6 protein-coding genes are annotated in these 12,921 nt (G+C 69.7%); 3 read left to right on the plus strand and 3 right to left on the minus strand.

Annotated features, from left to right (window positions below; translation table 11 throughout):
* Nucleotides 1-30 precede the first annotated feature (30 nt).
* Nucleotides 31-765 carry a transposase gene (locus ACWGO0_RS05005; RefSeq protein WP_453528073.1) on the minus strand — a complete coding sequence of 245 codons (735 nt, stop codon included), beginning with the start codon at nt 763-765 and terminating at the stop codon, nt 31-33.
* 261 nt (nt 766-1,026) lie between these two features.
* Nucleotides 1,027-3,198, minus strand: a complete 2,172-nt coding sequence (locus ACWGO0_RS05010; RefSeq protein WP_453528076.1) for a hypothetical protein — start codon at nt 3,196-3,198, stop codon at nt 1,027-1,029.
* A gap of 252 nt (nt 3,199-3,450) precedes the next feature.
* Here ACWGO0_RS05010 and ACWGO0_RS05015 point away from each other — a divergent pair, with 252 nt between their 5' ends.
* From ACWGO0_RS05015 to ACWGO0_RS05025, 3 genes are all read left to right on the plus strand, one after another.
* Nucleotides 3,451-3,885 (plus strand): CPCC family cysteine-rich protein, encoded by a 435-nt coding sequence (locus tag ACWGO0_RS05015; protein WP_453528079.1) that lies wholly within the window; start codon nt 3,451-3,453, stop codon nt 3,883-3,885.
* A gap of 521 nt (nt 3,886-4,406) precedes the next feature.
* Entirely contained in the window at nt 4,407-7,031 is a 2,625-nt protein-coding gene (locus ACWGO0_RS05020; RefSeq protein WP_453528082.1) for a S8 family serine peptidase, read from the plus strand.
* Nucleotides 7,032-7,759: 728 nt separating this feature from the next.
* Nucleotides 7,760-8,128, plus strand: coding sequence for a hypothetical protein (locus ACWGO0_RS05025; RefSeq protein WP_453528085.1), 369 nt, complete (start codon nt 7,760-7,762; stop codon nt 8,126-8,128).
* A 71-nt stretch (nt 8,129-8,199) separates the two neighbouring features.
* On the opposite strand, the gene ACWGO0_RS05030 is transcribed toward ACWGO0_RS05025, so the two are convergent.
* The gene (locus ACWGO0_RS05030) at nt 8,200-11,901 is read right to left on the minus strand and encodes a S8 family serine peptidase (RefSeq protein WP_453528088.1); all 3,702 of its coding nucleotides are present in this window, start codon (nt 11,899-11,901) and stop codon (nt 8,200-8,202) included.
* Nucleotides 11,902-12,921: the final 1,020 nt, after the last annotated feature.

The following is a 12,921-nucleotide window of genomic DNA, read 5'->3' on the forward strand; positions in this document are numbered from 1 at the left end:
CCCTACCCTGGACATTCCTGATTGGCGAGGCTAGCCAGACCAGAACTCCAGCTCTGCCCGGCTCAACGCCCTCACCATGCCGTGCTGCGGAAACGGCGGGGTGTTGAGACTCCCGCGCTGCTCGCTAGCAAGCAGATTCCTTGGCTCGATTGAGCATTCGATCCGGGTTTTCATCTCAGATGATGCAGGCAGTGGTGTGCTCTCGGCTGCCGCGACGGCGCGCATCGCGTCCTCCCAGAAGCCGGATTCGCACCAGCGGGCCGCGTACGTCCGCAACGTGGAGGGGTAGCCGAACATATCGGGGAGAGCGCTCCAGGATGTGCCTGTGCGGGCCTTGTAGAGGATTCCGGTCATCACCAGCCGGGGGCTGACTCCCCGCGGTCGGTGGGTGATCAACGGCTCGATCTTCGCCCAACCCTCATCCGTCAGCAGCGGGAACAGTAGGCGCCTGTCGGTGAACCACTCCGCGAACGCGCATAGTTGCCCGTTATGCCTCCGCGAAGGAGCCTCCAGGAACATCACCTTGACCTCAAGCGTGGCCAAGAGCCCTTTCTTCCGCTCCAGCGGAAGGTGGCTCCACATCCGGCAGGCCATGGCCGCAAGCCCGACCAGCTGAGCGGACCGCTCTCGTGCCACATGGGATTCCGCCAGCCGGGCTTTCAGCTCCCTCCGAGCATCGAGCAGCACGCCGAGTTCGTGCAGCGGCGCGACCTGCCGCTCCACCACCGTCTCCGATTCCTCCTGGCACAGATCGCGCGCGGCCACGCCGAGGGCGATGGCGACAGCAAGCAGTGACCACCTGATCCAAGCAGCCGACATCACGCCTTCAAGTTCAGTAGCAATCGGCTCGGGACCAAGTCATGCGGTTCTCCGGGGTGATGAGCCGTCGGCGCACACTAAAACTGGGAGGCGCCGCGCGGGCGCCTCCCAGTCGAAGTCGACGGCGAGGAAAGCGAAGGAACTTGTTTCAGAAAAGGAATTGAGAAGGAAGCCCCTTCATGGCCTCGCCATGGGCAACGCTAGCACTCAGCCCGGGATCAAGTCGCGCAGATTTTCGAGGGTGATGACCCGGGAATCCGGGTGCAAGCCCTCGGGACGTTCGAGGCCGATGTACATCACGGGCCCGTCCGGGACTCGCTCGCCGTCCCACAGGTCCACGGCCGTGGTGTCGCGAGACATCAAGTCGATCAGGTAACCCACGGTCAGCTGCTCGCGCTCCACGAGGGCGCGCACCACCTTGGACACCGATACCTGGTTCTCCTCGACCCGGTTGGCCGACGAGATGCCCTTCAGATACAGGTGCAGCCACTTCGCGCGCCACCGGCCGTCGTCCCCGTGCCGAAACACCAGCGGCAGCGCCACCCGGCCCACCCCGCGCAGCTCCGACTTCATCCGCACCGTGCGCGGCTCGAACGGCCGTCCCTTCAGCTCACCGTCGCGCAGCATGAAGCCGAAGAAGGACTCCTCGACTTCCTCGAAGCTTTCGCCGGCGTAGATGTTGACCTGCGGCACGATGAATGTGCTGCGCACTCGGTCCAGGGACAGGTTGATGAACTCCGACGCCCCGTCGGGCGCCTCGGTGATATCGCCCGAGTGCTCGCCCCCGACAGCCTTGAGGGACGTGTAGGAGAGCCAGGAGTCGGTGCTGTAGTCGGAGTGGAGGAGCAGCGCCGAGAGGTCGTAGTCGGTCCGCTGCTCGGTCTCCTTCCAGTACACGAAGAAGCGCAGTTGTTCGCCGTCGACCACCGAGACCGACCCTCGGGGCAGTACGCCGAGCCCGGCCGCGGTCGCCCTGCCGCTGAGCGGGAGCGCCACGTCCAGGACGTCGGGGTCGATCAGCAGCCGGTCCGGCGCCGGGAGCCGACGGCGCATCTCGGCGTCAAGGGCGGCGATCAGATGGTCGCGGTCGGCCGCCGGCACCGGCGGCCGGACGTCGGGGGTCACCCAGGCGCGGCCCCGGCGGTTGACGAAGATGCGGGGTTCGTCGGTCTCCCGCTCCCGGTTGTGGAGGTGCTCGCGCACCGAGAGCACGACCCGGCCGGAGACGTCGGGAGCGACCTGCACCGCGGCGGCCACCACCGCGTCCCGTTCCTCCTGGTCCGCGGCGATGCGCAGCAGGAGGTCCAGGGCGCGGAACAGCTTGCCGGGAGCGGACTTCAGCAGCTGCACCGCACCGAGAGCGTCGAACTCGTCGAGCAGCTTCTCGACACGGCCCTCGAAGGACCGCGCCTCCTTCTCGCCCCGCGCGACGGCGAACACATCGGCGGCATGCGGCCACCGCGGGTACTCATGCGGGTGGAGACGCTCGCCGAGCCGCTTGAAGGGCTCACGATGCGCGTGCACATCGGCGAGCTTGGCGGGGTTCGCCGCGACCACGGCGTCGAGACCCGCGAGCAGCGCACGGCGGACCGGCCGTGACAGCGCCCGGAACCGGGTCGGCTCCTGGAGCGTCACGTCGCCGCCCGACAGTGCGCAGGCCAGCCGCAGCACATCGGTGACAGTGTCGAGGAGGAGGTCCGCGCCGACGCCGAGACGGGCCTCGTTGACGACCGCCCGGTTCTCCCGTACCGGGATCGACTCCGGCTGGGGGCCGAGCGCGCACCGCTCGGCGAGGGCCTCGAGATCGCGCAAGTCGTCCTCGCCCAACGGGGTCGTGCTGCCCGCCAAGGCCAGGTACAGGTCGCTGAGTTCGTCGTCCAGGTCCCGCCCAAGGTGCAGGACGGTCACCCGGTCACTTGCCGAGGCGATCAGCTCGTCGTGCGCCGCGAGCATCTCCTCGTAAGTGTGCTGGTAGCGGCCGTACGTGGGAAGGCTGAGCAGGTCCAGCACCCCGTGCGCCAGCTGCGTCAGCACGTTCTCGCGCGACTTGCCGTCGCCAAGCGCCTTCGCCACGCACCGCATCCAGAACTCTTCGGTGTCCGGCACGTTCGCCGGAAAGTCGATGAAGTACGCGTTGTGCCGGACGTGGTCGCCCACCATCTCACTCACCGTGCCCAGCGTCCGCTTGGCAGTGTGCACGACCGCCGCCTCGGACAGCCCCGACAGCAGCTCCAGCAGCTCCACGGAGAGCTTGAAGCCCACGGATGCCAGCGCCGCGTCGAACTGCCGCGCGGCAGTGGCTCCTTCCCCGGCGGAGCCCTGGGGAGAGGAGAGGCGGTGGGTGTGCCGGATGACCAGCGATTCGAGACTGTGCAGCATTCGGGGATGATCGCAGAGGTATGCGAGCCGGCGCACAGGAGTTTCTTCTGTACGCACTCCGACGCCGTGATCACACCGGCCACCCGCGACCGAACTGCAGCCCTCATACCTCGGCTGGCTGATGTTCTCTGACCGAACTCCGGCGGCCTGTCGCCCTGACAAGCCGTGCACCGTCGTTCCTCCTGCAACGTCGCGTGGACGTCTAGGGGGTTTCGTTTGGATCACTAAAGCGAGGGCGCAATGATGTCGGCCATGGCCTCTGAAGAACCGGCCCCCGGTCTGTCGAGCAACGCTGCTGACATCGCATGCCCCTGCTGCTTCCAGCAGACCCTGGAGGAACGGGCCAACTTCGAAATCTGTCCGGAGTGCGGGTGGGAGGACGACGGCCAGGATGACGCGGACGCCCACATCGTGCGAGGTGGGCCCAACGGCGGGCTGAGCTTGACGCAGGCCAGGCTGCACTTCGGAGACCACCAGACGCTGCTGCGGGCAGCCATCGCATGCATTCTCGACACCCGGGCACTGGGCGCGCAGAGCCACTGGGACAAGCCCTTCAAAAAGCGCCGCCAAGGCATGCCGAAGTACGCCCTGGACCAGCCCCAGCTTCTCCGCCTCGAAGCGCTGTTGGCCTTGGATGGCGACCCGGAGCTGACCTCTTCCCGGATGGCCTGGTCATGCAGGCCATGACCGCGGCCACGTACCTCGCCTACTGCATCTTCCGCAGACCATCGCCCGTGACCTCGATCTGACCTCCTAGGAGCTCGACGAGCGGGCATCCGCCGTCTACGACATCATGCTCAACGGCCTCACCGGCGGCAGCCGGCAGCCGGCAGCCAGGAAGTACGACGAATCGAACTGCTCTTGTTCCCGGCTCATCCTGGACCGCCCGGCATCGTTCGGCCGGGTGGCGGAGCTCCGCCTTGCTCCCACAGCTCGTCCTTTCCCTCTCCCTCGGCCCGTCCCCCAGCACGGGGCGGAGGTACGGCGTGTCTTCGCCACCGGTTGGCCAACCGCCCAGGCAGCGGTCGGCCTCCGGCGCGGCGGCGGTTGGCTTCGGGCCCGACGCTCGTCACCGCGGGAGCACAGTCGTCATGGGTGTAGACGTGGGCGAGCGCTTGGTCCGCGGTTGTGGCGGAATCCAGACGTGGCACTTCCTCGCCACTGCCCGGTATTGCCCCAGGTCAGTGGACCAGGCTCTGATGTCGGCCATGCATGCTTCCCGAGCGGCCCTGTTGGCCGCACTCCTCCTCGTACCCGTAGCCCCGGCCACGGCCGCGCCCCGATCCCTCGCCCCGGACGACGAGCCCTTGGTGACCCGTATCGTCACTCTCGACAGCGCGCCCGCGGTCCGCGAGGCGCCGCCTTCGTCGCGCCGGGCGGCCGCCGCCGACGTCGACTCCTCACAACGGGAGTTGAAGTCCGCGGCCGACCGAGCTGGCATCCGGCTGACGTCAACCCGCCACTACCGCCACGTGATCAACGGCCTCGCGGTCAAGGTCCCGGAGTCCCAGGCAGGGCTGCTCGGATCCCTCCCAGGCGTCTCCTCCGTGGCCGCCCCCGTCGTCTACGAGGTGCCCGAAACCCCCGCTCCGGTCTCCTCGGAGACGGTGCGCCGCGCCGTGGCCGAAGCCGGGGCCGCCGCGCAGCGTTCCGGAGCCCCCTCGGGCCGCGAGATCGTGACGGTGACCGACCTGACCGGTGTCGCGGAGGTCCGCCGCGACGGTGTGACCGGCCACGGAGTGACCGTCGGCATCATCGACAGTGGCATCGCCTACGACCACCCTGCCCTGGGCGGTGGCGGCTTTCCCAACGCCAAGGTCGTCGGCGGCTACGACTTCGCCGACGGCGACGCGGATCCTTACGACGATGCGAACGGTTCGGCTGCCGGCCACGGCACGCATGTGGCCGGCATCGTGGCGGGCGACGACGACCACATCCTGGGCGTCGCACCCGACGCGCGGCTGCGCGCCTACCGGGTCTTCGGATCGGGCAGCGGCGCGGGCGAGGATGTCATCCTCTCCGCCTTGGACCGTGCGGCAGCCGACGGCACGGACGTCGTCAACATGAGCCTCGGCACCCCGATCGGCGCGCGCAGCAGCAGCGTGCTCTCCACCGCCGTGGACCGCCTCGTCGAATCCGGCACTGCGGTCGCCGTGGCGACCGGCAACGGCTACGCGGGCCCCTTCCGCACGTCCGAGCCGGCCGCAGCTGACCGGGCGATCGCCGTTGGCAGCACCTACAGCAACCGCAGTCCCTACCTCGCGCTCGCCTTGGGCGGCGAGGATACGCCCGTGGCGTACACCCTCTCGGGCCGCGGCGCCCGCACGCCATCCAGCGGGTCGGCACCCTGGGCCGACGTCCGCACGGGCTGCGAGCCGCTGCCCGACGGCAGCCTGAGCGGCAGCATCGCGCTGTTCACCCCCGCGCGCAGCGGCTCCGGCCCCATCTGTCGGCCGATGGACATCGCCCGCGTCCTCGAGGCGGCCGGTGCGGTGGCCGCGGTCCAGCACGACCCCACCATGCCGGAGGGAGCAATCCCCAGCTCGCCCTGCTGCGGCACGGCAGACATCCCAGTCCTTGGCATCAGCGAGAAGGACGCGCGGCGCGTCCTGTCGTCCGCCCCGGACACCCGGCTCGCCTGGGGCGCGTACGCGGGGATCCCGCTGGCGGATCACGCAGCCGGGCTCATGGACCACGGCTCCGCCTGGGGTCCAGGCGGAGAGCTGGAGTTCAAGCCGGACATCGCCGCACCCGGTGGCTATATCCTCTCCGCAATGCCCAAATCCATGGGCTGGTACGGAGTTTCGTCGGGCACGTCGATGGCCTCCCCGCACATAGCTGGCGTCACTGCGCTGCTTCTCCAGCGCAACCCGGACCTCTCCCCCCACGAAATCCAGTCGATCCTGCAGAATACGGCCACTCCGCTCCGCATGACCGGCGACCCCGCACGCGGCGCGCAGCCCGTCGCGCAGCAGGGTGCCGGGCGGGTCGACGCGGTCGCGGCCGTCGCCACCGCCGGCCGAGCGGCCGTCCGCCTCTCGCCGTCCGAACTGCCGCTCCGCGACCTGGAGGGGCGTCCCGCAGTGCGCACCGTCACCGTCCACAACGACTCCGACCGGACGGTCACCTACACGGTCGGCCACCGGTCCGCCGTCTCCGCCGCACCGCCGTACACCTCGGAGTGGCGGGCCGAAGACGCCGCCGCACGGGTCGGCTTGGCGGGTCCCGACCACGTCACAGTCCCCGGCCACGGCAGCCGCACCGTGCAGGTGGCCGTCCGGCAGCCCGCCGCCGCCGTCGAGGGAACGGTCTTCGGTGGCTGGGTCGAGTTCGTACCGGCCAATGAGGAGCAGCCGGTCCTGCGGGTGCCCTACCAGGGTGTGTCGGGGGACTTCGACTCTGTGTCCGCCGTCAACCCGACGTTCTCCGCGATCAACACCACGCTCGACAACCCCGCCCTGCGGCCCGCGGAATGGAACTTTGGCAGGAACCTGCCGCTCACGATCGACCTCGGGAACGAGAGCACCTCCGACGACAGCGCCGCCGTCATGCTGTCGCACGGTTTCCCGCTCCTGGAACGGCTGCGGCTTCAGGTGACCGACGCGCGGGGCCGCGTAGTGGCCACACCGTACGACCAGGCATGGGTCACCAGGAACTCGGGCGCCGGCACGGGCGTCGTTTTCCATACCTGGGACGCCACCTTGGACGACGGCAGCCCGGCGCCCGCGGGCGACTACCGGCTGCGCCTCGTGTTCGACAAGGCGCTCGGCGACAGCGACCACGCGCCTGGCACCGAGACCTGGACGTCCCCGGCGGTCACCCTGATGCGCTGACCGCCCCCGCTTCCACCGCCCCCGTCCTTCCGCACCGCGCGGACGGCCGGGGGCCGACGGCTGCCCGACGCGATCACACGACCGCGCTCAAAAGCGTGGCCTGCTCTGCCTGCGGGAACCCTCGACGAACCGAAGGAAGGATCAACCTGTGCTGGAGGATCTCGGGCTCACCCCCTGGAGGAGAGCGTCTACCGGACGCTGATCGGACGGCTGGAGGCCAGCGCCCGGGAGGTCGTCGCGGAGTGCGGCGAGCGCCACGATTCCCGGAAGGCAGCGGCCGCTCTCGACGCGCTACGGGCACGAGGGCTGGTCACCATGACGCCGGACGGAGCGCGCTTTGTGGCGACATCTCCCGCCGAGACGCTGGGAGCGGAACTGGTGGAAGGTCGTGAGCGCCTCAACCGCGCCGAACTGGCCCTCGCGGGGCTGGTTGAGGCATACCGGCTCGGCAGCATGGGCCGCGCGCAGCGAGAACTCATGGAGATCGTCGAAGGGACCGAGGCCGTCAGCCGCCGTTACGTCCAGATGCAGCTCCCCGCGCGCAACAGCATCGACTTCTTCGCCACGGGCGGGCCACCGGGCGGTCGGCCCGGAGTCGACCCAGGAGGCCCGCGCCCTTCGGCGCGGGGTTCGGCTACGGGGCGTCGTCGACGAGGAGTTCCTCAGCCAACCGGGAAGGCAGCGAACAGCTCGACGCCTCCATCGTCAACGGGACCTGCATCCGGACGGTGCGCGAGATACCGCTGAAGCTGATCATCTGCGACGGCGAGGTGGCCATGCTGCCGCTGCACGGTCAGGGCACGGAGGTGAACCCCAGCCTGGTGCTGCGCGGAGGCCCCGTGAACGTGGCCCGCGGGCTGTTCGAGGCAGTGTGGGAAGGGGCCCGCCCCTACACCGAGCGCATCTGGGAGATCGAGTCCGTCGACGCGCGGCTGATGCGACTGCTGCTGGCGGGTCTCACGGACGCCACCGCCGCAGCCCAGCTGGGCCTTTCGACACGCACCGTGCAGCGCCGGATTCAGGCACTCATGGTCCGCGCCGGGGTGACCACTCGGTTGCAACTGGGCTGGCACGCCCGCGACCGCCGCTGGGTCTGACCAGCTACGCCGGACATGATCGTGTGACGGCCGCGGCAGGCGGCCGTCACACGATCGCGAGCGGTGCCCGATCAGCGCACCGCGTACGCCCGGATCACGGTCTGGACGACCTCGGAGGCGTCCGCGGCCCCGGCGTGGACGCGCAGGGACACGAAGCCATCGCTCGCAAGGGAGTTGTCGACGAGAGCGGTGAACTCGCCTGTGTCACCGGCCTTCACCGGCAGCTTCTGCCAGGTCTTCCCGTCGTCGTAGGATGCCTCCGCCGCCATCGTGGTGGCGTGGGCGCCGTAGCCGGCCTGGCCGACAGCGGCGAGCCCCAGCGGAAAGTGCTTGACGGCGGGAGCGCGGTTCCACCCATCGAGGGCCGCGCTGTACGACGGCACCAGGAGCGGCAGAGCCGCGCGGCCGTCGGCGGTGGTGGACTCGAAGGCCCAGCGCGTGGTTGTGGTAGGAGAAAGCTTCCAGTCCCTGAGTCCGGGGACTGCCAGGTTGCGCTGCACGGCCAGTTCGAGTTCGTAGCGTGCGGACGCCGCGGGAACCTGCCAGGTGCCCTGTCCGCCGCGGACGGTTCCGACCGTGTTGCCGTCGCGCCGCAGGGTCGTGGTGACAGTGTCGTTGAGCGCATTGAAGGCGTAGTGGCCGTCGCTGTCGCCGAACACCGGCAGGGCGGTACCGACCGTGTCGCCCTGACGCACGGCCATGGCTACCGGCTCGCCGGTGCCGATGTCGCGGGGCGCGCCCGGGGTGATCGGTCCCCTGTACCAGGTCTCCTTGTCCGAACCGGGCTTCGACCAGGTACGCAGCCGTCCGGTCATGGTCTCCAGAGTCCCGGTGTGACTGCTGCTTCCCAAGTGGAGCCATCCTGCCCCCGTGGTGTAGCGGGCGACTCGCTCCGACGGCGCGTCAACCTGCTGGAGGATGCCGACCAGGGTGGTGTCGAGGCCCTGGAACAGCCGCACGGCCATGGCGTCCGAGGCCCGGTCGTTCTTGAGCTGGCTGTGCCAGGTCTCCGTGACCCGGCTCATGTCACGGTCCCGGACGTGTCGGGTCAGGTCCGCTGGTATCCCGTCCTCCATGGCGAAGGCGATGTTGTGGACGTACGGGCTGGACCCGACGCCGCTCCAGCGCACGCTGCCGCCGTCAGCCGCGAGGCGACGCAGCAGCTCGTAGCCCTGGCGGTCAACGCCGAGGGCGGGGAGGGCGACGGAAGTGAACGGCTGCCAGGTGCCGGGGAATCCGTGCGCGACGAGCACTCCGCGTGCCCCGCGCCGCTCGGCGTCCTCGGTAACGGTCCGCAGTCGCTCGACCGAGCCGTTGTCCACCGGTCCCAGGTCGACCAGGACCATCCGGCCCTTGACGTCCGCGGCAGCCAGTTCCCCGGCCGTCCCGGCGCCCACGTCAGCTATCCGGGCGCGGCCCAGCGGGGCCAGGTAGCTGGTGCCGTCGGTGGTCAGCGGGCTGTAGCGGGCGTAGTGGGCGTCGATTCGGTGCCCGTCTTCCGTGCGCAGATCCAGCAGCGGCGCGTAGGCGCGCGACACGTAACCGACGTGTACGCCATCCCAGCTCCCCGAACCGGAGGTGGACGCGATGGCGATGTCCTGAGCGGCCGCATAGTCGACCGATGTGTTGCGGGAGTAGACGCCGCCGCCCGGCAGTTCGCGCCGGTACACGACCGAGGCGGTGCGATTTTCCAGGGGGCGGTCGCCGACGATCCGGACCTTGGCCGCGGTGCGTCCGTCCAGGGTGACGGTGGCGTCCTCGTTAAGGTCCTGTCCGGGCCGGAAGAAGAGGGCGACCGAGCGCAGGTTGCGGTAGAGGTCGTCCTCGGTGACGCCGGCGTCGTACCCGTAGACGGCGGCGTCAAGGTCGTACCGGCCGGCCCGGACCGTGATTTGGGCCAAGCCCTTGGTGAAGTACGCGCGGGACACGGTGCGCTTGGTGGGCGAGAGCAGGTCGACGTAGCTGACGAGCCCGGCGGGGTCGCCGGCCCGGTTGACGCCCTTGAAGGTGAGGGTGACCGTGTGCGGTGCGATGTGGAAGCCGTACGCGGTGACGGTGCGGACGCCGTCGCCCCCGGTGGCGGTCACCCGGCCGGTGATCTCGCCGTAGCCGTCGTCGGGCAGCTTCTTCGAGGCGTCGAAGCGCAGTGTGGCGGAGGCCTCGCCGTGCGCGGGGACGGTCAGGCTGTCCTGCCCGAGGCCGGCCGTGCCCGCCGGGGCGGGCGCGCCTGAGGCGTCGTAGGCGTCCAGCTCCAGACGCAGGGTGACCGGAGTGTCCCCGTCGTTGGTCCAGGTCAGAGTGCGCTCGGATGTCTGCTCCTGGGAGTGGGGCCAGGCGAAGTGCCCGCCGTCGATGGCCCCGGGCCCGGTGATCGTCGTGCGCCCGGCCTGGGCGACGTCGAGGAATCCGGCCCCCTGAGCGAGCGGGGTGTCCTCGGCGCCAGGCCGTACCGACGACGTCAGCACCCGCTTGAGCCGGGCGCCTGTCCAGTCGCGGTGCTGACCGGCCAGCAGGGCCGCAGCGCCGGAGACATGGGGCGTCGCCATCGATGTGCCGTTGGCCGCCGTGTACAGGGCGTCGATGGGAGTGCCCATCGTGGTGCCGGCGGCACGGGCCGCGACGATGCCGACCCCAGGGGCGCTGATGTCCGGCTTGGCGTAGTGCTTACCGTCGGTGCCCTGCACGTCGCCGCGACCGGAGAAGGACGCCGTCGCGAGTTCCCGGTCGGCGGCGGCCACGGTCAGCGCGGAGCGGGCGCAGCCTGGTGAGTTGACGGTGGCGTCGCCGGGGCCTGAGTTGCCGGCAGCGACGACGAACAGCGCTGAGCTGGCGGCCGACAGCCGCTCGACAGCATCGGTGAGCGGGCTGTCACACTTGCCGCCGGCGTCGGCGCCAAGGCTCATCGAGACAATGTCCGCTCCTTCGGCGACCGCCCATTCCATACCCGCAAGGATCGCGGACTGCGGGCCGGAGCCGGAGTCGGCCAGCACCTTGCCGACGATCAGATCGGTGTCGGGGGCGACACCCTTGCGCTTACCGCCTGAGCCGGCTCCGCTGCCGCCCACCGTGGCGGCCACATGAGTGCCGTGGCCGTGGCCGTCGGCGGCGCTGCCCTTGCCGGTAAAGTCCCGGGAGGCCGACACGCGCCCGGCGAGGTCTGGATGGGCAGGGTCAAAGCCAGTGTCCAGGACGGCGACCTTGGCGCCCTTGCCGGTCTGCCCGGCAGCCCATGCCTCGGGCGCGCCGATCTGGGCGACGCTGTGGTCGAGCACGGCGTGGACCTTGCGGTCGAGCCAGACCTTGCGCGGAGCCGCCGCCGAGCGTGCGGAGCTGGGTAAGCCGATGGCCCGCCAGAAGTCGCGCGCCTTGTCTTTCTCGACCTCAACGGCCGTCGTGCCCAGGCCCTTGAAGCGGCGCTCGACGACACCCGCCGGCAGAGCGGCGGAGGTGGCGGCACGCTCGGCCGACGCGTAGGTGGCGAGCACCGGTATGCCGGTGGTACGCGCGTCGTCGTAGCCGGAGCGGATGAGTTCGGAGATGTTGAAGAGGGTTTCGTCAACGCGGTTCCGAGCGATGAGCACGTTCGCCTCAAGGGGCAGAACGTACAGATCCTCGCCGAGCTGACGTGTCTGGTACTCGGCAGGATGGCCGTCGGCGTCGGTGACGGAGAGCACCTGGCCACCGGCGACGGTCACCGTATGGCCAGTGAGCAGAGTAACGGCGGACGGCTTCGCCGCCGCGGCGGCAAGGCGCGGGCCTGGCGGCCCGGCCACGGAAGCAGTGCCCTGCGATGCGAGGGCCGTCGCGCCACCCAGAAGGGTGGCACAGCACGTCAGCACGGCAAGAGCACGCGTGCGTACGGACACAGATCTAGTCACAGATGTCCCCAAGGGATATGAGAGGGGTGGTCTGTCCGGGACCCTAGAAGCCGGTACACACCCGCGAACAGCGCCCGGGCTGGCGAGGAAGTGCCGTGTCGTGTTCTTGACAGGACGTAGCCCTCAGTCTCCAGCTCACCAAAAGCAAGAACTCCCACTACAACGTGCGGAACTTCCTCGCCCGGACCCGGTGCTCAGGCCAGGCAAACGTGGGCTGGTGGCTCGTCACGCAGCCTTGGCCGGGTAATCGACGGTGTCAGTGATCGCGGCTATGGTTCCCGGTCATGGGGTTCTCGGGGTCATTCATCGTGGCGCGAGCCGACCGGCCGCTAACCGAGTTGGCGGCGATGCGGGACTCGGACTGTGTGCCGCTCTGGTGGGCACGCGATGGCGAGTGGCAGATTCTACAAGCGCGCCCTATCGCGGATCCGGACCCTTCGATCGTCCGCGAGACACATGCTTCTGCCCTGGTCTCTCATGTGGTCGACAGCGACTTCGCGACAGTTCAGGCGGCGAGTACTGATGGCCTGTCATGGCAATGTGCCTTGTCGCCGGAGATGGCGCGGGATTACGGCCTGCCTGGTGAGTGGATCGGTGATTCTGTCGAAGTAGGCGAGCGAGCTGCAGCCTGGGCTCGAGGGGCTGGCCTTCAGCCGGACCCGGCGGCGCTCAGAGCCGCCCTGGTGGCTGAGTGTGATCCGCTGGCGGAGGACTTGGTCTTCGCTCTCGTTCCCGGCCATACATGGGATTTCTCCTTGCTTGCCCGCCGGGCGTGCGGCCCGGCGGGCAAGGTATCCGGCCGACGGTCAGGGAGCCGGATGGCGGCGGCCCCCCGGATCTAGCCCGGCGGGCCCGATTCCCCTCGACGGCGATAGCTCACGGCGCCCCTGGTTAACCGAACGGTCCCGGATCTGG

Source organism: Streptomyces sp. NPDC055749 (assembly GCF_053617235.1).

Coding starts and splice junctions, on each gene's coding strand:
- ACWGO0_RS05010 (WP_453528076.1), bottom strand. CDS start 3,198: ATGCTGCACAGTCTCGAATCGCTGGTCATCCGGCACACCCACCGCCTC.
- ACWGO0_RS05015 (WP_453528079.1), top strand. CDS start 3,451: ATGGCCTCTGAAGAACCGGCCCCCGGTCTGTCGAGCAACGCTGCTGAC.
- ACWGO0_RS05020 (WP_453528082.1), top strand. CDS start 4,407: ATGCATGCTTCCCGAGCGGCCCTGTTGGCCGCACTCCTCCTCGTACCC.